This is a genomic window from Pseudomonas sp. FW300-N2F2 (assembly GCF_017351655.1).
Lineage (GTDB): Bacteria > Pseudomonadota > Gammaproteobacteria > Pseudomonadales > Pseudomonadaceae > Aquipseudomonas > Aquipseudomonas fluorescens_AA.
The window spans coordinates 675,341-697,283 of record NZ_JACNDQ010000004.1 but is presented as its reverse complement, the minus strand read 5'-3'; the positions used below and the strand labels follow the sequence as shown (position 1 = coordinate 697,283).

The window sequence follows — 21,943 nt, the reverse complement described above, 5'->3', positions numbered from 1 at the left end:
TACAAGAGGTCCCATGCCCAACCGCGCACCGCTCGACGCCGTCACCGCCCGCTGGCTTCCGTGGGTGGTGGCGATCGCCTTCTTCATGCAGTCCCTGGACGGGACCATCCTCAACACCGCCCTGCCCGCCATGGCCAGCGACCTGGCGGAAAACCCGCTGCGCATGCAGGGCGTGATCATTGCCTACATGCTCACCGTGGCGTTGCTGATCCCGGCCTCGGGCTGGATCGCCGACCGCTTCGGCACCAAGAAGATCTTCTTCGGGGCGATCCTGCTGTTCAGCTTCGGCTCGCTGCTGTGCGCCCTGTCCAATTCGTTGAGCATGCTGATCGGCGCCCGGGTCATCCAGGGCCTGGGCGGTGCGCTGATGCTGCCGGTGGGCAGGCTGGTGGTGCTGCGGGCTTATCCGCGCTCGGAACTGGTGCGGATCATGGGCTTCATCACCATCCCCGGCCTGCTCGGCCCACTGATCGGGCCGACCATGGGCGGCTGGATGGTCGAGTACCTGACCTGGCACTGGATCTTCATCATCAACCTGCCGGTGGGCGTGATCGGCTGTTACGCGGTGTGGAAATTCATCCCCGACCTGCGCGGCAGCGAGCGCACCCGGTTCGATGGCCTGGGGTTCCTGCTGTTCGGCGCGGCGATGGTGCTGATCACCGTCGCCATGGAGGGCCTGGGCGAACTGCACCTGCCGCACCTGCGGGTGATGCTGTTGCTGTTCGGCGGCATGGCCTGCCTGGCGGCCTATTGGCTGCGGGCAGGCCATGTCGAGAACGCGCTGTTCCCGCCGTCGCTGTTCAAGACCCGCACCTTCGCGGTGGGCATCCTCGGCAACCTGTTCGCGCGCCTGGGCAGCGGCGCATTGCCGTTCCTGGTGCCGTTGCTGCTGCAAGTCGCCCTCGGCTATTCACCGTCCCAGGCCGGCATGAGCATGCTGCCCCTGGCGGCAGCGGCCATGGTCGCCAAGTCCGTGGCCCGACCGCTGATCGAACGCCTGGGCTATCGCATCGTCCTGACCGGCAATACCGTGGCCCTGGGTGTGATGCTGGCGAGCATGGGCCTGGTCAGCGAACAGACGCCGTACTGGCTGCTGCTGGCGCAACTGGCGGTGCTGGGGGCGATCAACTCGCTGCAATTCACCGCGATGAACACCGTGACCCTGATCGACCTGGACGACGCCAGCGCCAGCAGCGGCAACAGCCTGTTGTCGGTGGTGGCGCAACTGTCCCTGAGCCTCGGCGTGGCCTGCGCCGGCGCCCTGCTCGGCGGCTTTACCGCCCAGGTGGGCAACGACGGGGTGGAGACGGTGCTGGGCGCGTTCCAGCTGACCTTCGTGACGGTGGGGATCATGGCGATGCTGGCGGCGACGATTTTTTCCCAGTTGTCCAAGCAGGATGGCCGGCGGCAGAAGCGTCCCGATGAGCATATCGAGCATTAACCCAGGCGCTTGGAACGCTGTCTGAACCGGGGGAGATGTTGGCTCTTGTGGCGAGGGAGCTTGCTCCCGCTGGGGTGCGAAGCGCCCCCAAAATCGGTCAACACGGTGTACCTGAATATCGCGTCGCCTGGATTACGACTGCTGCGCAGCCGAGCGGGAGCAAGCTCCCTCGCCACAGGGGCCACGCCACGCTCGTCCAGAACTTTCGAAGAAAGTGGCACGAGGCTGCTACACTGCGCGACATTTTGTTTTGCAGGCCAGTCCCGTGACCACCATTGCCACCGCTTTTAATACTTTGCCGCTGTCCGCCGCCATGCTGGCTAACCTCGAATCACTCGGTTATGCCCAGATGACGCCGATCCAGGCGCAAAGCTTGCCGGTGATCCTCAAGGGCATGGACCTGATCGCCCAGGCCAAGACCGGCAGCGGCAAGACCGCCGCCTTCGGCATCGGCCTGCTGAACCCGATCAACCCACGCTTCTTCGGCTGCCAGGCACTGGTGATGTGCCCCACCCGCGAGCTGGCTGACCAGGTCGCCAAGGAAATCCGTCGCCTGGCCCGCGCCGAAGACAACATCAAGGTCCTGACCCTGTGCGGCGGCGTGTCCTTCGGCCCGCAGATCGCTTCCCTCGAACACGGCGCCCACATCATCGTCGGCACGCCAGGGCGTATCCAGCAACACCTGCGCAAGGGTTCGCTGGTGCTCGATGGTCTCAATACGCTGATCCTCGACGAAGCCGACCGCATGCTCGACATGGGCTTCTACGACGCCATCGAAGACATCATCCAGCAGACCCCGGAACGCCGCCAGACGCTGCTGTTCTCCGCCACCTACCCGGTGGGCATCAAGCAACTGTCGTCCAAGTTCATGCGCAATCCGCAGCAAGTGAAGGCCGAGGCGTTTCACTCCGACGCGCAGATCGAGCAACGCTTCTATGAGATTTCCCCCGAGGAGCGCATGGACGCGGTGGTCAAGGTGCTGGCGCATTTCCGCCCGGCCTCCTGCGTGGCGTTCTGCTTCACCAAGCAGCAAGTCCAGGAAACCGTCGACCACCTGAGCGCCAAGGGCATTTCTGCCGTTGGCCTGCACGGCGACCTGGAACAGCGCGACCGCGACCAGGTGCTGGCGATGTTCGCCAACCGCAGTACCTCGGTGCTGGTGGCTACTGACGTGGCGGCCCGCGGCCTGGACATCGATGCCCTGGACATGGTGATCAACGTCGAACTGGCCCGGGACTCGGAAATTCACATCCACCGCGTCGGCCGCACCGGTCGCGCCGGTGAGAAAGGCATCGCCATCAGCCTGGTGGCGCCGTCCGAAGCCCATCGCGCCCAGGCCATCGAGCAACTGCAGAAATCGCCCCTGAGCTGGGACCAACTGGACAACCTCAAGCCCCAGGGCGGCGGCCCGCTGTTGCCGGCCATGAGCACCCTGTGCATCGGCGCCGGGCGTAAAGACAAGGTCCGCCCCGGCGACATCCTCGGCGCCCTGACCGGCGAGGCCGGCATCCCCGGCGCCCAGGTCGGCAAGATCGCGATCTTCGATTTCCAGGCCTACGTGGCCGTGGAACGCGGCATCGCCAAACAGGCCCTGCAACGCCTGAACGATGGCAAGATCAAGGGCCGCTCGTTGCGGGTGCGGATCCTCTGACCGCTGTTGATTCACCCTGTGGCGAGGGAGCTTGCTCCCGCTCGAGCGCCAAGCGGTCGCAAAACCAACGAACGCGAACTGTCTGAAGCATCGCGTTCATCGCTTTCAGGGCTGCTGCGCAGCCCAGCGGGAGCAAGCTCCCTCGCCACAAGAGCAAACTCCTGCCAGACCCCAGACATTCAGAGGACACCGTTTTGCGCTCTACCGAAGTCGTGATCATTGGCGCTGGCGCCGCAGGGTTGATGTGTGCGCTGACCGCGGCCGCGCGCGGGCGGCAGGTGATGCTGCTGGATCACGCCAACAAGGCCGGCAAGAAAATCCTCATGTCGGGCGGTGGGCGCTGCAATTTCACCAACATGTACACCGAGCCGGGCAACTTCCTGTCGCAGAACCCGCACTTCTGCAAATCGGCCCTGGCCCGCTACACCCAGTGGGACTTCATCGCGCTGGTGGCCAAGCACGGCGTGCCCTATCACGAGAAAAAGCTCGGCCAGTTGTTCTGCGATAACAAGTCCAGCGACATCCTCGGCCTGCTGCTGGATGAATGCGACCAGGCCGGCGTCAGCCTGCACCTCGACACGTCGATCACCCAGATCGAAAAAACCGACGGCGGCTACCTGCTGCAAACCACCCTTGGCGCCCTCGCCTGCCAATCCCTGGTGATCGCCACGGGTGGGCTGTCGATCCCGACCCTCGGGGCGACCGGCTTCGGTTATCAGGTGGCGAAACAGTTTGGCCATGCGCTGCTGCCGACCCGCGCCGGGCTGGTGCCGTTCACCATCACCGATCAGCTCAAGACGCTGTGCACCGAGCTGTCGGGCACCTCGGTGGATTGCCTGGTGAGCTGCAACGACCAGAGTTTTCGCGAGAACATCCTGTTCACCCATCGCGGCCTGAGCGGGCCGGCGATCCTGCAGATTTCCTCGTTCTGGGAACCGGGGGACACGGTGCAGATCAACCTGCTGCCCGACCACGACGTGCCGCAATGGCTGCAACAGCAACAGGCCGAACGCCCCAACAGCGAACTCAAGACCCTGCTGGGCGAGCTGTTCACCAAGAAGATGGCCAACCTGCTGGCCGACACCTGGTTCGTCTCCAAACCCATGAAGCAGTACACCCACGGGGAGCTGGCGGACATCGCCGAGAAACTGGCGAGCTGGAACGTCGTCCCCGCCGGTACCGAAGGCTACCGCACCGCCGAAGTCACCCTCGGCGGCGTCGACACCCGGGAAGTCTCGTCCAAGACCATGGAATCGTTGAAAAGCCCTGGCCTGTACTTCATCGGCGAAGTGCTGGACGTCACCGGGCACCTGGGCGGGTTCAATTTCCAGTGGGCGTGGGCATCGGGGTATGCGGCGGCGCAGTACGTCTGATCCCAACCTGGGTTGAACCTGCTTTTGTGGCGAGGGAGCTTGCTCCCGCTGGGCTGCGAAACAGCCCCTTCCTTTGATGCGCAGAGTTTATTCAGGCAGCGTGCGGTGCCTGTTTTGCGACTGCTGCGCAGTCGAGCGGGAGCAAGCTCCCTCGCCACAGGTAAAGGGGCCTCAGGCGGCTCCCGGAACACTTTTTGCTGTCAGATGTGATCGCCGCCATTGCGTCGGCGTCATTACTGCCTCAATTTAGCGTCATTGCCCGTCAGGCCCGTGCACTTCATGTCATCGAACTCGTTTAGCCAGTCTTTGCGTCGCCTTTGGGCGTTGGATAAGTTCAGTTATAGCGTGCGGGTCTTCATCGCCCTGACCGGTAGCATGGGGCTGTGCTGGTACCTGGACGAAATGGCCCTGCTGATTCCCCTGTTCCTGGGCATCATCGCCAGTGCCCTGGCCGAGACCGATGACAGTTGGCAGGGCCGTCTCAATGCGCTGGCCGTGACCCTGGTGTGTTTCACCGTCGCGGCGCTGTCGGTGGAGTTGCTGTTCCCCTACCCCGTCCTGTTCATCATCGCCCTGGCCCTGGCGAGCTTCGGCCTGACCATGCTCGGCGCCCTGGGCGAACGTTATGGCGCGATTGCCTCGGCCACCCTGATCCTTTCGGTCTACACCATGATCGGCGTGGACCAACGCGGCGGTGCGGTCACCGATTTCTGGCATGAGCCGCTGCTGCTAGTGGCCGGCGCCACGTGGTACGGCCTGCTTTCGGTGCTGTGGCAGGCGCTGTTTTCCAACCAACCGGTGCAGCAAAGCCTGGCGCGGCTGTTTCGCGAGTTGGGACGCTACCTCAAACTCAAATCGTCGCTCCTCGAGCCGATCCGCCAACTCGACGTCGAGGCCCGCCGCCTGGAACTGGCCCAGCAGAATGGCCGGGTGGTCGCCGCACTCAACAGCGCGAAGGAAATCATCCTGCACCGCGTGGGCAACGGCCGGCCGGGCTCGAAGGTCAGTCGCTACCTGAAGCTGTACTTCCTGGCCCAGGACATCCACGAACGCGCCAGTTCCTCCCACTATCCCTACAACGCCCTGGCCGAGGCCTTCTTCCACAGTGACGTGCTGTTCCGCTGCCAGCGCCTGCTGCGCCAGCAAGGCAAGGCCTGCCAGGCGCTGGCCGAGTCGATACAACTGCGCCAGCCGTTCGTCTACGACGACACCTTCGCCGACGCCCTCAACGACCTCCACGCGTCCCTTGAGCACCTGCGCATCCAGAGCAACCCGGCCTGGCGCGGCTTGCTGCGTTCGTTGCGAGCCCTGTCGGTGAACCTGGGCACCATGGACCGCCTGCTCAGCGACGCGAGCAACCCCGACGCCCTGGCCGACGCCACCGACAGCAGCCTGCTGGACCGCTCGCCGCGCAACCTCAAGGATGTCTGGCTGCGCTTGCGCACCCAGCTCACGCCCACCTCGCTGCTGTTCCGGCATGCCCTGCGCTTGCCCCTGGCTTTGAGCGTGGGTTACGCCGTGGTGCACATGATCCACCCGTCCCAGGGCTATTGGATCATCCTCACCACGCTGTTCGTGTGCCAACCCAACTACGGCGCCACCCGCCGCAAGCTCGGCCAGCGGATCATCGGCACCGCCATCGGCCTGACGGTGGCCTGGGCGCTGTTCGATCTGTTCCCCAACCCGCTGGTGCAATCGTGCTTCGCCATTGCCGCCGGGGTGGTGTTCTTTACCAACCGCACCACCCGCTACACCCTGGCGACGGCGGGGATCACCATCATGGTGCTGTTCTGCTTCAACCAGGTGGGCGACGGCTATGGTCTGCTGCTGCCGCGGCTGTTCGATACCTTGCTCGGCAGCCTGATCGCCGGGCTGGCGGTATTCCTGTTCCTGCCCGACTGGCAAGGTCGGCGGCTGAACAAAGTGCTGGCCAACACGCTGACCTGCAACAGCATTTACCTGCGCCAGATCATGCAGCAATACGCAGCAGGCAAAAGTGACGACCTGGCCTACCGCCTGGCCCGACGCAACGCCCACAACGCCGATGCCGCGCTGTCCACCACGCTGGCCAACATGCTGATGGAGCCTGGGCATTTCCGCAAGGAAGCCGATGTGGGGTTCCGCTTCCTGGTGCTGTCCCACACCCTGCTCAGTTACTTGTCCGGCCTGGGCGCCCACCGGGGCACCGAACTGCCGACGGAAGTGCGCGAACAGTTGATCGACGGTGCCGGGGTGAGACTGGCAGCGAGCATCGACGAAATCGCCCAGGGCCTGGCGAGCAAACAACCGATTGCGATCCAGAGCGACGAAGAGGAAGCCCTGGCCAGCGAGCTTGAGCAGATGCCCGATGAAATCGACGAAGGCCAGCGCCTGGTGCAGACGCAACTGGGGTTGATCTGTCGACAGTTGGGGCCATTGCGCACGCTGGCGGCGCATTTGATCAAGGACACTGGCGAGGCTTGAGGGGTGTGGTGTCCAAGCGGACCTCATCGCGAGCAAGCTCGCTCCCACATTGAATCTGCTGTAACACAAAGTCTGTGCACACCAGCGATCCACTGTGGGAGCGAGCTCGCTCGCGATGAGGCCAGCCCAGACACCTTACATCCCATGCGCCTTCAACAGCCGCGCATAACTCCCATCCGCCTTCATCGCCGCGATCTCCCGATCGAACCCGGCCACGATCTGCTCATGCTCCGGGTTCTTCAGGCTGACCAGGATGTGCAGGCTGTTTTCGCTCAAGGGCTTGGGCAGGAACTCCACGGCGCTGCGCACCTTGGGCGATTCGCGGGCCAGGTAATAGCGGGCGACGAACTCGTCTTCCAGGGTCAACTTCACGCGGTCGGCAGCCAGCATGCGCACCGCCATGGCGAAGTTATGCACCGGGACTTTCTGCATTTGCGGGTCTTCATCGAAGTCCTTGGAATAGGCATAACCGCGCACGACAGCGATGGGATAGGCACGCAGCTGTTGCAGGCTGTCGAACTGGATCGCCTCGTCCTTGCGCTTGATGAAGCGCACGCGGTTGATCAGGTATTCGGCCGAGAACCGGCCGATATGGGTGCGCTCCTCGCTGTACCAGGCGTTGATCAGCACGTCATAGCGGCCCTCGCCGATGCCCAGCATCGCCCGGGCCCAGGGCACCTGTTCGAAGTCCGTGGCATAGCCGGCCCGCGCCAGGGCGGTGCTGACGATATCGGTCGCCAGGCCGCCATTGATCAAGGTGGAATCGGTAAAGGGCGGCCAGGCATCGGCGACCAGGCGCAACTTCTGCGCGCAAGCCTCGTAGCTCAGCAACAGCAACCCGATCAATGCAAGAGTTCGATGCAATCGCGGCATGCCAAGCGTCCTTGACGGGTTCAAAGCCCGGTTTGTTTTTAGCCGAAACTCAACAGGCATCCTCAGACACCCGGTCCTAACATTAGCTCATTGGAACCGCTGCGCAGGGCTGTCACGAAGATTACACAAAGACGACAGCACCGCGACAAAGGAATGATGGCATTTTGGTCTTTGTCACAGATTTTCCGGTCGCGCGAGCAAGAGACTTCCGAGCCAACCACGCTTAATATCGGCAGCAGGTTCTTCAGGAAATTCAAAAATGGATATCGAGTGGGTCTGCAAACATCACAGTGACCTGAGCAAGGAACAGCTGTATGCCATCCTCAAATTGCGCTCCGACGTGTTCGTCGTCGAGCAGAACTGCGCCTACCCGGACGTCGACGGGCTGGACCTGGAGGGCGACACCTGCCACCTGATGGCCTGGCACGACAACCACTTGGTGGCCTACCTGCGCTTGCTCGACCCGCACTCGCAGAACAGCGACGTAGTGATCGGGCGCGTGATCATCGCCCCCCAGGCGCGCGGCCAGGGGTTAGGCCACACGCTGATGGAGCAAGCGCTCAAGCAGGCCGAGAAACATTGGCCCGGCACATCGATCTCATTGTCGGCCCAGGCGCATTTGCAGGGGTACTACGGGCGGTACGGGTTTGAAGTGGTGGGGGTGGAATACCTGGAGGATGGGATTCCACACATTGGCATGCATCGACCTTGATGACGGCATCGCGAGCAAGCTCGCTCCCACAGTGGATCCATGTCGTACATCAATCGCCTGTTCACCGAAGATCGATGTGGGAGCGAGCTTGCTCGCGATAGGGCCAGCCCAAACACCACCCTACAATCAGGGATACTCGAGCACCGCCTTGATCCGCGGCAGATTCGCCTCGATCCACCCCCGGTCAATCGCACCCCAGTCGCGAATCCGATAACGCCCGGCGTGGTTGCGAGCGCCCTCCTCTTGTTCGAACTCACACACAATATCCAGGTCCGCCAGCGCCGCGACCGTGTCCTGGGCAGTGCGTCGCGGCATGCCGGTGACTTCAGTGAGCGCCGGGACGTTGCTCGCCAGGCCGCTGTCGATCAGGTAAGCCACGTACAGGCGACGGTAGAAACTGGTCTTGGTCTTGCTCACGTCCATTCGGTCAGTCCTTGTGAGGTTGCAGGTCACGCCAGGTCAGGTACACCCGCAGGTCGAATTCCAGTTGGTGATAGCCCGGCAGCATGTGTTCACAGAGTTGGTAGAAGGCCTTGTTGTGGTCCGACTCCTTGAAGTGGGCCAACTCGTGCACCACGATCATCTTCAGGAACTCGGGCGCCGCGTCCTTGAACAGCGCCGCGATGCGGATTTCTTTCTTGGCCTTGAGCTTGCCGCCCTGCACCCGCGACACCGCGGTGTGCAGGCCGAGGGCGCGGTGGGTCAGGTCCAGGCGATTGTCGAACAACACCTTGTCGATGGCCGGCGCGTTACGCAGGTATTGCTGCTTGAGGTCCAGCGCATAACCGTACAAGGCCTTGTCACTCTGGATCGGATGCCGACCCGGGTAGCGCTGTTGCAGGTAATCGCCCAGGCGATCCTGGGCGATCAATTGCTGCACTTGGGCTTGCAAGGCGGCGGGGTAGGCCTGGAGGTATTTGAGCGCGGTCATCGGCAGGCAACACTGTCACAAGAGGCCGCCAGTGTAGCGAATTCAGGCCTGCACCGCGCTCCAGTCGAAGGGCGTGGCGAAGACATCGGTGTCTTCGGCCATCAACGGACGCGCCACCAGGAACCCCTGCACGAACTCACAGCCGTGGGCATGTAGCCACAGATACTGCTCGCGGGTTTCCACCCCTTCGGCGATGACCCGCAAGCCCAACTGCGTACAGAGGTCGATGACCGAGGCAGCCAACGCGGCATCCCGGGGCGACCCTGGCAGACGGGCGATCAAGTGCCGATCCAGCTTGAGGGTATCGAGTTCAAGGTCACGCAGATGCGTCAGCGAACACGGGCCCGACCCGAAGTCATCCAACGCCACCCGCACCCCGAGCTGGCGCAGCAACCGCAACTGCTTTTGGGTTTCATCGGGATTGCGCATCAGCGCATCCTCGGTCACCTCGACCTCCAACTGCCGAGGCTTCAAGGCGTGGCGCTCCAGGACCTGGCGCAACTCGGTCACCAGATTCGGCATGCCGAACTGAGTGCTGCTCAGGCTTACCCCCAACACCAGGTCGTCAGCGAACAAACGCTCCCAGACTTTGCGCTGGGCCGCGCTGCGATGATAAATCCAACTGCCCAGCCGACTGATCAATCGCGCCTCTTCCAGCAACGGCAGGAACAGGCCCGGCGGCACATCGCCGACACTCGGATGCTGCCAGCGCAACAGCGCCTCGAACCCACGGATCCGCCCGTCGACGATGCTCACCTGCGGCTGGTAGACCATATTGAAATCGCGGTTCTCGATGGCCGAGCGCACGCTCTCTTCCAGCATCAGCCGTGAACGGGCTCGACCGTTCATTTCATGGTCGTAGAAACGGTATTGCTGGCGACCGGCACGCTTGGCTTCGTACATCGCGATATCGGAGGCCCGTAGCAAGCCATCGAGGTTGGCGCCACAGTCCGGGTACGTCGCGATGCCGATGCTGGCGCCGAGCGCCACGTCCATGCCTTCGATCTGCTGGCAGATCGCGACGCGTTCGATGAGTTTCTCCGCGATCTTCGCCGCCTGCTCGGGAAACTCCAGGTCCAGCAGGGCCGTGAACTCGTCACCGCCCAGCCGCGCAAGGATATCGAAGGGACGCAGGCACGCCTTCAGCTGCTCCGACACCCAGCGCAAGACCCGGTCCCCAGCGTCGTGCCCCAGCGAGTCATTGACCCGCTTGAAACCATCGAGGTCCAGGTACAGCAGCACCCAGTTGCTTTCCAGCCGCTCGCTGCGCATCAACAGGTTTTCCGCGGTCTGGTAGAAGCCCCGGCGGTTGAGCAAGCCGGTCAGCGGGTCCGTGACGGCCTGGTATTCGAGCTGCTGGTGCAAGTGGCGAACCACGGACATGTCCTGGAGCGTTACCACCATCGCCTTCTGCTCCGAGGGCAGCGGCGCACAGGACAAGGCCACCGACACCTGCTGGCCGGGTGCCGTGCGCAGCACCGCGTCATGCAGTCGCCAGGTTTCACCACGCCGATAGGCGTTATGGATATCGGAACCGACCCACTCGGGAATATGGGGTTTCTGCAGGAAATCCAGGAACGGCATCCCCTGCAACTGGTCGGCGGTGGCATTGAGCAAACGGCAGGTCGACGGGTTGGCGAAGCGGATACACCCATTCTCATCCACCACCAGGATGCCTTCGGCGGCGTTGTCCAGCACCGAGGCGTTGAAGGCCCTGGCCGCTTCGAGATCCTGGCTCAGGCGCTGCAAGGCCCGGCGATTGCGCTGGTGCTCGAGCAATGCCTGGACCTTGGGCTTGAGGATTTGCGGATCGAAGGGCTTGAACAGGTAGTCCACGGCGCCACTGGCGTAGCCCTTGATGACCGCGTCCTGGGATTGCTCGTTGGCGGTCAGGAAAATGATCGGCGTGAGCCGCGTGCGCTGGCTCCCGCGCATCAAGCGCGCCACTTCGAAACCGTCCATGTCGGGCATCTGCACATCCAGCAGCACCAGGTCGACGTCGTGTTCGAGCAGCAGGTTAAGCGCCTCGACCCCCGAGGACGCGGTCATCACCCGCCAATCCTGCCGCTGCAACAAGGCCCTCATGCTGAGCAGGTTTTCAGGGTAATCATCAACAATCAAAAGGACAGAGCTGTCTTCGCCGAGCGTTGGTTGCGCGCATTCCATGCTGCTTCTCTTATCGGGCGCCACGTCCGTTTTTACGTAGCAAAGCGGACAAATACTGTCCCCTCACTCTAGACCGGGATTTTGAAAAGCAGTAGGTGTCATCGCGCCATCATCCAGGCAAAGCCCGAAATAGCCGACTAACGGTCACCCACCTCGGGCACAAAAACTGCAAAGACACCTACGACGCACAATTGACGTCAATCATCCGCCGGACGGTTGTCGAAAAACACCCATCTTGCGTGATCAACACGCCCACAAAGCGCGAGTTAGAGCCCGCGCCAGGGCTTCAACTTTTTTCGCTTCGTTACGTAGGATCCGGACATGATCGATCTCGCCACCTGGAACTTGAGCATCCCCGAGGGCAGCCCACCGGCAACCATTTCAACCCCATTGCTGGTACAGGGGTTCAAGGACCAATACTTCAACTCCGAAACCGGGACCCTGTTCTTCTGGGCACCGGTGACCGGCGCCAAGACGGAAAATGCGATCTACCCGCGCAGCGAACTGCGGGAGACCTACAGCAACGGTACGTTGCGCAACTGGCTGTACTCGGCGGCGGACAACAAACTGGCCGCGACCCTGACCGTCAGCCAGGTGCCCAGCAGCGGCAAGATCGTGATCGGCCAGATCCACGCCAAGGACAGCACCAGCCCCATGGTGAAGCTGGAGTACCAGTACAAGACCTATAGCTCCACCGGCAACATCGTCGCCAAGGTCCGCATGCGCCCCGATGACGAATCGGGCCAGGTCATCACCATCGCCACGGGCATCAAGCTGAACCAGTCGTTCTCCTACCTGATTCACCTCAGCCCCGCCGGCGTCCTGACCATCAACGGCGCCGGCTATCAGTGGAATACCAACATCAGCAACACCTGGAGCGACAAGCCGCTGTACTTCAAGGCAGGCGTGTATGTGCAAGACAACACCGGCTACGTCACCGAAGGCGGGAAAGTGACCTTCAGCATGCTGGATATCGATCACAACCTCTGATTGCGCCCTCTCGTAGCGCCATAGCAGCAGGGACGCTGCTTGCCTCGTGCGACAAAAACCTCCGTATCCGCTGCTTGACGCCCTACAACAGGGCGCCATAGACAGATGCCATATCGCCATGTTCCCGAAAAATTCCTACTAGCCGACTAACGGTCGTCTATCTCGGGCACCAAACCGGTAAACGCAACTCTGACGGACTGTTGACGCCAACCCTCCGCCGTACGAACGTGCCAAATACACGTTCGCGCCCCCTTTTTGGCCTCAGCAAAAGCGCGTCTTAGAGCCCTCCGGCTGTGGCGTAAATCATTTCTTCTTCTCAGAAAGGATCCGAACATGGTCGATCTTGCAACCTGGAACCTGAGCATCCCCGAGGGCAGCCCACCGAAAACCATCGAAACGCCTCGACTGGTGGATGGGTTCAAGGATAAGTACTTCAACTCAGAAGGCAGCACGGTGTACTTCTGGTCGCCTGTCACCGGCACCAAGACCGAAAACGCGATCTACCCGCGCAGTGAATTACGGGAAACCTATAAAGACGGCACCTTGCGCAACTGGGTCTACCCTGACGCCGACAATAAATTGAGCGCGACCCTGGTGGTCAACCAGGTGCCCAGCAGCGGCAAGATCGTGATCGGGCAGATTCATGCCAAGGACAGCAGCAAACCCATGGTGAAACTGGAGTACCAGTACAAGGATGGCAGCAAGACTGGCGACATCGTTGCCAAGGTCCGCATGCGTCCCGATGACGATGAGGGCCGGGTGATCACCGTCGCGACCGGCGTGAAGCTGGCTCAGTCCTTCAGTTATCGGCTCCACCTCGACCGTACGGGCGACCTGGGCATTACTGCGGCGGGTCGTAGCTGGTACACCACCATCAGTTCCAAATGGAAGGTCAAGCCGTTGTACTTCAAGGCTGGCGTGTACGTGCAGGACAACAGTGGCTATACCAGCGAAGGGGGGAAGGTGACGTTCAGCAAGTTGGATATCGATCACAACACTTGACCGGGTGCTTTCGATAGAGAGATATCGTGTGTATATCCGTTGCTGCGGTAACGGCGGCTTACGGTTCCGCCCTTACGGCGGGTCACTTTTGAGAAGCCTGCGCGGCCCGGCGAAAAGTAACCAAAACGCTTTATGCCCCACCACTCGGCACCTCGCCTAGGCTCGGTGTGCCCTTACTCCGGCATTGCTCCGTGGGCCCGCCGCGAAGGGCCATCCATGGCCCAGCGCGGCTATCCCGGCATCCATGCCGGGATGCCCACTCCACAATGCCTGCGTTCGGCCAGCGTGGTTAACGGGGCGCCGAGATCAACGTCCACCGCGAGGCGGCCTGCCAGCCGGCCTGGCTCTCACGGTCGTACTCCGATCCAATTGTGGGAGCGAGCTTGCTCGCGATGGCGGCCTGACAGCCGACTAGGATTTGTGGGGTGGTCGGAGATTTTGATCGTTCCCCCGGCCTTCTGAAAATCTCGTAGGAACTCCCCCTTTGTGGCGAGGGGATTTATCCCCGCTGGGCTGCGAAGCAGCCCCCTCTTTTCGTCAGACCGGTCCCATGACCAGGATTTACGGCGGCTGCGCCACCGAGCGGGAGCAAGCTCCCTCGCCACGGGGGTTGTGGGCGTCCTACAGGTCGGTTGTTGCGTCAAAAATCCCCTTCTATAGTTTGGTTCACCTACTGGCTTTGGTCGGTGGGAGGGTTTCGCAGCCCTGGTGAGTTAGAATCACAACCGTCAAAAAAATCGGCATAGGCATACGCACCTACGTTCGGCTTTTCATGGCGGCTGTGTGTGGGAGATCTTCGGGTCTGCCGAGTCCTAACTCCTCGGTCTGCGAACCCGCACATGGCTGCCACCCAATTGTTTCGCAGCAAAACGGTGGCAAATTTTCTCTTGAGTTAGGGATTTACTATGTCTACCGAACAATCGTTCCGCCGCTTCACCCCGCTAACCCCAATCGCCACCACCCACCCCGTCCTGTTCATCGATAAAACCGCCCCACTGCCCGAACTCCACGCCTGCGCCAGCGAACGCCTGCACGCCACCCTCGACTACCTGACGCTGATGGCCTGCACCACACTGCGCGATTCGGCCGAGACCGACATCAACACCATCACCAACATCGCCCGGATCATGGTCCAGGATGTGGCGGATGTTTTTGGAGTGATTGAACAGCGCGGGCTCGAAGGGCAGTAAAGCTTCCCGTAGGAAGAAGCCTGCAAACTCAATATCTTCATCGACAGTAACAGTGCCTTCGCGAGCAAGCTCGCTCCCACAGGAGAAACGCGATCACATCAAGAATCAGGTCGGCTATAAGGCCGCCTCGGCGGGCTTTTGATCTGGGGGCCCCATTAACCACGCTGGCCGAACGCCGGTATTGCGTAGTGGGCATCCCGGCATGGATGCCGGGATAGCCGCGCTGGGCCATGGATGGCCCTTCGCGGCGGCCCACGGAGCAATGCCGGAGTGAGGGCACACCGAGCCTAGGCGAGGTGCCGAGTGGTGGGGCAAAGACCTTTTGGTTACTTTTGGGGCGTTTGCCAAAAGTAACCCGCCGTAAGGGCGGAACCATAAGCCGCCGTTACCCAAGAAACGGATATACACACAAACCCCACCCATAAAAAAACCCGCATCACTGCGGGTTTTCTCACACCACTGAAGCCTCAGTTGACCTTAGCGTTCAACTCACCCTTCAAATACCGCTGATACATCGCTTCCAGCGAGATCGGCTTGATCTTCGAAGCATTACCCGCCGTACCAAACGCCTCATACCGCGCAATGCACACATCACGCATGGCCGTCACAGTAGCGCCGAAGAACTTGCGCGGATCAAACTCACTCGGGTTGGTCGCCATCAAACGACGCATGGCACCGGTAGAAGCCAGGCGCAGGTCGGTGTCGATGTTGACCTTGCGCACGCCGTACTTGATGCCTTCGACGATTTCTTCAACCGGCACGCCGTAGGTTTCCTTGATGTCGCCGCCGTACTGGTTGATGATCGCCAGCCACTCTTGCGGTACCGAGGACGAACCGTGCATCACCAGGTGGGTGTTGGGGATGCGCTTGTGGATTTCCTTGATGCGGTCGATAGCCAGCACGTCGCCGGTAGGTGGCTTGGTGAACTTGTAGGCGCCGTGGCTGGTGCCGATGGCGATGGCCAGGGCGTCTACCTGGGTTTTCTTGACGAAGTCCGCCGCTTCTTCCGGGTCGGTCAGCATCTGGCTGTGGTCCAGCACGCCTTCGGCACCGATGCCGTCTTCTTCACCGGCCATGCCGGTTTCCAGCGAACCCAGGCAACCCAGCTCACCTTCCACCGAAACGCCGCAGGCGTGGGCCATGGCAACGGTCTGCTGGGTAACGCGTACGTTGTATTCGTAGTCGGTCGGGGTCTTGCCGTCTTCGCCCAGGGAACCGTCCATCATCACCGAGCTGAAGCCCAGTTGGATGGAGCGCTGGCAGACGTCCGGGCTGGTGCCGTGGTCCTGGTGCATGCACACCGGGATGTGCGGGAATTCTTCGATCGCCGCCAGGATCAGGTGACGCAGGAACGGCGCGCCGGCGTATTTGCGGGCACCGGCCGAAGCCTGGACGATCACCGGAGAGTCAGTCTTGTCAGCGGCTTCCATGATGGCGCGCATCTGCTCAAGGTTGTTGACGTTAAAGGCTGGAACGCCGTAGCCGAACTCGGCTGCGTGGTCCAGCATCTGACGCATGCTGATAAGTGCCATTGTGTCTCTCTCCCGGTCGAGGGTCGTTAATCGTGCCAGCCTGCCGGAGCGGCGGCGGCTATTCAAGTCATTGCGGATCGGGGGTTGGCCCGAGCTGCGTGTTCGGTATCGCTAAACCCAAATACTGACGCGATCCTTGTGGGAGCGAGCTTGCTCGCGATGAGGGCGGTACATTCAACATCACTGTTGCCTGGTACACCGCTATCGCGAGCAAGCTCGCTCCCACACTGGATCTGCTCCCACATTTGGATCTGTGTGGATCAGTTCAATCGTATTACTGCGCCTTGCAACCACGCCCAATCAAGTCATTGGTGGCAACCCAGTACACCAGGCCTTCTTCACCCTTGACGTGAAATGCCAGCATGTCATCGCTGTACAGCGAACCTTCAGCACCCGGCTCAAGCTTGAGGCGATAAACCTTATCGGCGCCGCCCAGGCGTACATCGACTTCCTTGCGGGCGGCATCGGTGTAGCGCCAGAGCACTTTGGCCTCGCTGTCACAGGTCCAACTCGTCCAGCCCTCTGCAACGGGCTCGGACGACTGCAAAAAACCCAGTTGCGAACAACCGGCCAGCAATGCCAACGCCACAACGGCGATCAAGCCTTTCATCCGTGTTCCTCGACGGACGGCACACGCCGCCCGCCATGAGTTAAGAGTCAGACCCGTCAAGGACAACCATGTTCCTTGGCCGGGGTTTGCGTCTCGTATTTGTCCAGGCCGTCCGGTCCGGAACGCTTGTTCAGCACCGGATTCGTCTCGGCCTGCCAGTCGGCCTGGTAACAGCCTTCTTCGGGCGTCGGCGTGTCGGTTTGCGGGGCCGGAGCCTCCGGGCTGCTCGAGCAAGCCACCAGCATCGTTGTCGCCAGCAGCAACGTGAACGTCTTGACCATCAGAACACTCCTTTGCCTGGTCAACGCAGCCTCAGGCCTTGGCCCGGCTTTCCAGGACTTCCACGGCCGGCAACACTTTGCCTTCGACGAACTCGAGAAATGCGCCGCCACCGGTGGAAATGTAGGAGATCTGCGCAGCTACGCCATATTTGTCGATGGCCGCCAGGGTGTCGCCGCCGCCAGCGATAGAGAACGCGGAGCTTTCGGCGATGGCCTGGGCCAACACCTTGGTGCCGTTGCCGAACTGGTCGAACTCGAACACGCCGACCGGGCCGTTCCACAGGATCGTCTGGGAGGATTTCAGCAATTGGGCGAAGTTGGCTGCGGTTTGCGGGCCGATGTCGAGGATCATGTCGTCGTCGGCCACGTCGGCCACCAGCTTGACGGTGGCCGTCGCGCTTTCAGCGAATTCCTTGGCCACGACCACGTCCACCGGCAACGGTACGCTGACCTTGGCGGCGATTTCCCGGGCGGTGTCCAGCAGGTCCGGCTCGTACAGGGATTTTCCGACCGGATGACCGGCGGCGGCGAGGAACGTGTTGGCGATGCCGCCACCGACGATCAACTGGTTGCACACCTGGCTCAGGCTGTTGAGCACGTCCAGCTTGGTGGAGACTTTGGAGCCGGCCACAATGGCGGCCATCGGCTGGGCCGGCGAGCCCAGGGCCTTGCCCAGTGCGTCCAGCTCGGCCGCCAGCAACGGGCCTGCGGCGGCGACTTTGGCGAATTTCGCCACGCCATGGGTCGAACCCTCGGCGCGGTGAGCGGTGCCAAAGGCGTCCATCACGAATACGTCGCACAGGGCGGCGTATTGCTGGGCCAATTCGTCGGCGTTCTTTTTCTCGCCCTTGTTGAAGCGCACGTTTTCGAACAGCACGACATCACCGGCCTTCACATCGACGCCGCCCAGGTAGTCAGCGACCAACGGCACGTCGCGGCCCAGGGCACGGCTCAAGTAATCGGCTACCGGCTTGAGGCTGTTTTCCGCCGAGAACTCGCCTTCGGTCGGGCGGCCCAGGTGGGAGCAGATCATCACGGCCGCGCCTTTTTCCAGGGCCAGCTTGATGGTCGGCAGCGAAGCCAGGATACGCGCATCGCTGGTGACAACACCGTCCTTGATGGGGACGTTGAGGTCTTCGCGGATCAGTACGCGCTTACCTTGCAGATCGAGGTCGGACATCTTCAACACGGTCATGGGTCGCAATTCCTGGGTAACTGTTTAGAGAGCAGGTTTTTTCGAAGCGGTTTGCAGGTAATGCTCGGCAACGTCCAGCATTCGGTTGGCAAACCCCCATTCGTTGTCGAACCAGGCCAGGATGTTCACAAGCCGCGGCCCGGAAACACGGGTCTGGCTGGCATCGACAATGGCCGAATGGGGGTCATGGTTAAAATCACAACTGGCGTGAGGCAACTCGGTGTAAGCCAGGAGGCCTTTGAGCGGGCCGCTGGTGGCGGCTTCGCGCAGGATCCGGTTGACCTCGGTGGCGTCGGTATCGCTCACGGTCTGCATCGTGATGTCGAGGCAGGACACGTTGACCGTCGGCACCCGCACGGCTTTGGCCTGAATTCGCCCGGCAAGTTCCGGCAGCAGCCGTTCAATACCGCGCGCCAGACCAGTGGACACCGGAATCACCGATTGGAACGCCGAACGGGTGCGGCGCAAGTCCTCATGATGGTAGGCGTCGATCACTGGCTGGTCGTTCATTGCCGAGTGGATCGTAGTGATCGACACGTATTCCAGACCAATGGCCTGGTCCAGCAGGCGCAACAGCGGCACGCCGCAGTTGGTGGTGCAGGACGCGTTGGACACCAGCAGCTCTTCGCCGGTCAGGCAATCCTGGTTCACGCCGTAGACGATGGTGGCATCGACATCCGCTTCGCTGGCCATCGGCTGGGAGAACAGCACCCGTGGCGCGCCGGCCGCGAGAAAACGCTGGCCGTCTTCGCGGGTGTGGTAGGCACCGGAACACTCGAGCACCAGATCGACACCCAGGGACGCCCAATCGATGCCTTCGGGGGTGGCACTGCGCAGCACTTTCACGCAGTCGCCATTGATATGCAGACAATCACCCTCGACCCGCACTTCGCCGGGAAACCGGCCGTGGGTGGAGTCAAAGCGTGTCAGGTATTCGATGCTGGCCATGTCGGCCAGGTCATTGATCGCCACGATCTCGAAATCGGCCTTGGCCCCTCGCTCGAACAACGCACGCAAGACGCAACGACCTATCCGGCCGTAGCCGTTGAGTGCAACTTTGTAGGGACGCGGTTGGGGCATGGGGTTCTCGGTTACCGTGGTGAATCCTTCAGTCCAGTAATGCCTGAGCCTGCGCTATCGCGAGCAAGCTCGCTCCCACAGGGTCGGTGAAAATCCTTGTGGGAGCGAGCTTGCTCGCGATGGCGTCAGAACAGACAACCTGTTTGCGGATCAGTCTTCCAGCAGCTCTTCAGCCTGACCCAGGATATTTTCCAGGGTGAAACCGAACTCCTCGAACAGCGCCGGCGCAGGTGCCGATTCGCCGTAGGTGGTCATGCCGATCACGCGGCCTTCCAGGCCCACGTACTTGTACCAGTAATCGGCATGGGCAGCCTCGATGGCGATCCGCGCGCTGACTTGCAGCGGCAGCACTGCCTGCTTGTAGCCAGCATCCTGGGCATCGAACACGCTGGTGCACGGCATGGACACCACGCGTACGTTGCGGCCCTGCTCGGTCAGCTTGTCGTAGGCCTGGACGGCCAGGCCGACTTCGGAGCCGGTGGCGATCAGGATCAGTTCAGGCTCGCCGATGCAGTCCTTGAGCACGTAGCCGCCGCGCGTGATGTCGCCGATCTGGTCGGCATCGCGGTTCTGGTGCTGCAGGTTCTGACGGGAGAAGATCAGCGCCGATGGGCCGTCGTTACGCTCGAGGGCGTATTTCCAGGCCACTGCCGATTCCACGGCGTCGCAGGGACGCCAGGTGTCCAGGTTAGGCGTGCAACGCAGGCTCGCCAGTTGCTCGATCGGCTGGTGCGTCGGGCCGTCTTCGCCCAGGCCGATGGAGTCGTGGGTGAACACATACAGGATGCGTTTTTTCATCAGCGCCGACATGCGCACGGCGTTGCGGGCGTATTCCATGAACATCAGGAAAGTGGCGCCGTAAGGTACCAGGCCGCCGTGCAGCGCAACGCCGTTCATGATTGCGCTCATGCCGAACTCGCGAACGCCGTAGTACATGTAGTTGCCACTGGCATCTTCGGCGCTGACACCTTTGCAGCCTTTCCACAGGGTCAGGTTGGAACCGGCCAGGTCGGCCGAACCGCCCAGCAGTTCCGGCAGCAATGGGCCGAAGGCGTTCAGGGTGTTCTGGCTGGCCTTGCGGCTGGCGATGGTTTCGCCCTTGGCGGCGACTTCAGCGATGTACGCCGAGGCTTTTTCGGCGAAGTCGGCCGGCAGCTCGCCGCTGAGGCGACGCACCAGCTCGTTTGCCAGCTCGGGGAATTCGGCGGAATAGGCAGCGAAACGCTGGTCCCACTCGGCTTCGAGCGCACGGCCCTTTTCCTTGGCATCCCATTCGGCGTAGATGTCGGCCGGGATTTCGAACGGGCCATGGTTCCACTTCAGCGCGGCACGGGTCAGGGCGATTTCCTCGGCCCCCAACGGTGCGCCGTGGCAGTCTTCCTTGCCTTGCTTGTTCGGCGAGCCGAAACCGATGGTGGTCTTGCAGCAGATCAGGGTCGGCTGGGCGCTTTTGCGAGCAGTCTCGATGGCGGTCTTGATTTCTTCCGGATCGTGGCCGTCGACGTTGCGAATCACCAGCCAGTTGTAGGCTTCGAAGCGCTTGGGGGTGTCATCGGTGAACCAGCCTTCGACTTCGCCATCGATGGAGATGCCGTTGTCGTCGTAGAACGCGATCAGCTTGTCCAGGCCCAGGGTGCCGGCCAGGGAGGCGACCTCATGGGAAATGCCTTCCATCATGCAGCCATCACCCAGGAATACGTAGGTGTGGTGGTCGACGACGTTATGACCTGGGCGGTTGAACTGCGCCGCCAGGACTTTTTCCGCCAGGGCAAAACCCACGGCGTTGGCGAGGCCCTGGCCCAGCGGGCCGGTGGTGGTTTCCACGCCTGGGGTGTAGCCGTATTCCGGGTGGCCCGGGGTGCGGCTGTGCAACTGGCGGAAGTTCTTCAGGTCATCGATCGACAGGTCATAGCCGGTCAGGTGCAGCAGCGAGTAGATCAACATCGAACCATGGCCGTTGGACAGCACAAAGCGGTCACGGTCGGCGAACGAAGGATTGCTCGGGCTGTGCTTGAGGTAGTCGCGCCAAAGCACCTCGGCGATATCCGCCATACCCATGGGGGCACCGGGATGGCCGCTGTTGGCTTTCTGCACGGCATCCATGCTGAGGGCACGAATGGCATTGGCACGCTCACGACGGCTGGGCATCGCTGTTCTCCTGCGGGTATTGAATCGAGAATGAATAAAACGAAACTGAAAAAGGCGAGCATTTTCCCTCACCCACCCGCCCCGGGGCAATGACAGATAGTCATCCTTGAGCGTTTTTCCGGTGGATAAAGTCGCATTCGCCGGGTGAAACCTTTCCGCTGATGGCCTGTAGAGTCAAGCACGGAGTGGGAAGTGCCATTTATCAACCAATATCAAAACTTTTTGATATTGAACTTGCGATGATCCAAACCCCTCACTAGACTGCCTCACTGAAACGGACCGCCCCACTCATGAAACAGACGGCC

At 61.7% G+C, this 21,943-nt stretch carries 18 protein-coding genes; 8 read left to right on the top strand and 10 right to left on the bottom strand.

The annotated features are described in order from the left end of the window. Positions 1–13 precede the first annotated feature (13 nt). The 4 genes from mdtD to yccS all read left to right on the top strand — a co-directional run bounded on the left by mdtD (position 14) and on the right by yccS (position 6,928). Complete coding sequence (mdtD, locus tag J4E63_RS29805; protein WP_060740262.1) at positions 14–1,441, top strand: multidrug transporter subunit MdtD; 1,428 nt, start codon at positions 14–16, stop codon at positions 1,439–1,441. A 313-nt stretch (positions 1,442–1,754) separates the two neighbouring features. Beyond that, positions 1,755–3,092: an ATP-dependent RNA helicase DbpA gene (dbpA, locus tag J4E63_RS29800; protein WP_237140825.1), complete on the top strand. Its 1,338-nt coding sequence runs from the start codon at positions 1,755–1,757 to the stop codon at positions 3,090–3,092. Between the two features lie 194 nt (positions 3,093–3,286). Continuing rightward, a complete protein-coding gene (locus tag J4E63_RS29795) occupies positions 3,287–4,465 on the top strand; it encodes an NAD(P)/FAD-dependent oxidoreductase (protein ID WP_207284109.1) in 1,179 nt (392 codons plus the stop codon). 279 nt (positions 4,466–4,744) lie between these two features. Further along, entirely contained in the window at positions 4,745–6,928 is a 2,184-nt protein-coding gene (yccS, locus tag J4E63_RS29790; protein ID WP_207284108.1) for a YccS family putative transporter, read from the top strand. 135 nt (positions 6,929–7,063) lie between these two features. Here the strand turns inward: yccS and J4E63_RS29785 are convergent, their stop codons facing one another. Further along, on the bottom strand, positions 7,064–7,801 hold the full coding sequence (locus tag J4E63_RS29785; RefSeq protein ID WP_207284107.1) for an ABC transporter substrate-binding protein: 738 nt from the start codon (positions 7,799–7,801) through the stop codon (positions 7,064–7,066). Between the two features lie 259 nt (positions 7,802–8,060). Here J4E63_RS29785 and J4E63_RS29780 point away from each other — a divergent pair, with 259 nt between their 5' ends. Beyond that, positions 8,061–8,513, top strand: coding sequence for a GNAT family N-acetyltransferase (locus J4E63_RS29780; protein ID WP_060740258.1), 453 nt, complete (start codon positions 8,061–8,063; stop codon positions 8,511–8,513). Between the two features lie 126 nt (positions 8,514–8,639). On the opposite strand, the gene J4E63_RS29775 is transcribed toward J4E63_RS29780, so the two are convergent. Genes J4E63_RS29775 through J4E63_RS29765 form a run of 3 tightly spaced genes read right to left on the bottom strand, consistent with a single transcriptional unit; the run spans position 8,640 to position 11,610 of the window. Further along, entirely contained in the window at positions 8,640–8,936 is a 297-nt protein-coding gene (locus J4E63_RS29775; protein ID WP_092175162.1) for a helix-turn-helix domain-containing protein, read from the bottom strand. Positions 8,937–8,940: 4 nt separating this feature from the next. Further along, entirely contained in the window at positions 8,941–9,444 is a 504-nt protein-coding gene (locus J4E63_RS29770; RefSeq protein ID WP_092202844.1) for a M48 family metallopeptidase, read from the bottom strand. A 42-nt stretch (positions 9,445–9,486) separates the two neighbouring features. Then, positions 9,487–11,610 (bottom strand): bifunctional diguanylate cyclase/phosphodiesterase, encoded by a 2,124-nt coding sequence (locus J4E63_RS29765; RefSeq protein ID WP_207284106.1) that lies wholly within the window; start codon positions 11,608–11,610, stop codon positions 9,487–9,489. Between the two features lie 321 nt (positions 11,611–11,931). Between J4E63_RS29765 and J4E63_RS29760 the strand changes: the two genes are divergently transcribed. The 3 genes from J4E63_RS29760 (at position 11,932) to J4E63_RS29750 (ending at position 14,792) form a co-directional block, all read left to right on the top strand. Beyond that, positions 11,932–12,600 (top strand): polysaccharide lyase family 7 protein, encoded by a 669-nt coding sequence (locus J4E63_RS29760; RefSeq protein WP_207284105.1) that lies wholly within the window; start codon positions 11,932–11,934, stop codon positions 12,598–12,600. 333 nt (positions 12,601–12,933) lie between these two features. Further along, positions 12,934–13,602 (top strand): polysaccharide lyase family 7 protein, encoded by a 669-nt coding sequence (locus tag J4E63_RS29755; RefSeq protein WP_207284104.1) that lies wholly within the window; start codon positions 12,934–12,936, stop codon positions 13,600–13,602. Between the two features lie 905 nt (positions 13,603–14,507). Beyond that, complete coding sequence (locus J4E63_RS29750; RefSeq protein WP_092259536.1) at positions 14,508–14,792, top strand: fructose-bisphosphate aldolase; 285 nt, start codon at positions 14,508–14,510, stop codon at positions 14,790–14,792. Between the two features lie 467 nt (positions 14,793–15,259). Here the strand turns inward: J4E63_RS29750 and fba are convergent, their stop codons facing one another. The 6 genes from fba to tkt all read right to left on the bottom strand — a co-directional run bounded on the left by fba (position 15,260) and on the right by tkt (position 21,638). Further along, positions 15,260–16,324: a class II fructose-bisphosphate aldolase gene (fba, locus tag J4E63_RS29745; RefSeq protein ID WP_003177554.1), complete on the bottom strand. Its 1,065-nt coding sequence runs from the start codon at positions 16,322–16,324 to the stop codon at positions 15,260–15,262. Between the two features lie 274 nt (positions 16,325–16,598). Further along, a complete protein-coding gene (locus tag J4E63_RS29740; protein ID WP_207284103.1) occupies positions 16,599–16,934 on the bottom strand; it encodes an MliC family protein in 336 nt (111 codons plus the stop codon). A 56-nt stretch (positions 16,935–16,990) separates the two neighbouring features. Beyond that, complete coding sequence (locus tag J4E63_RS29735; RefSeq protein ID WP_207284102.1) at positions 16,991–17,215, bottom strand: hypothetical protein; 225 nt, start codon at positions 17,213–17,215, stop codon at positions 16,991–16,993. Positions 17,216–17,246: 31 nt separating this feature from the next. Further along, positions 17,247–18,410 (bottom strand): phosphoglycerate kinase, encoded by a 1,164-nt coding sequence (locus J4E63_RS29730; protein ID WP_207284101.1) that lies wholly within the window; start codon positions 18,408–18,410, stop codon positions 17,247–17,249. Positions 18,411–18,434: 24 nt separating this feature from the next. After that, on the bottom strand, positions 18,435–19,490 hold the full coding sequence (gene epd, locus J4E63_RS29725; RefSeq protein WP_060740248.1) for an erythrose-4-phosphate dehydrogenase: 1,056 nt from the start codon (positions 19,488–19,490) through the stop codon (positions 18,435–18,437). 150 nt (positions 19,491–19,640) lie between these two features. Continuing rightward, positions 19,641–21,638 (bottom strand): transketolase, encoded by a 1,998-nt coding sequence (gene tkt / locus J4E63_RS29720; RefSeq protein WP_072405866.1) that lies wholly within the window; start codon positions 21,636–21,638, stop codon positions 19,641–19,643. Positions 21,639–21,943 lie beyond the last annotated feature (305 nt).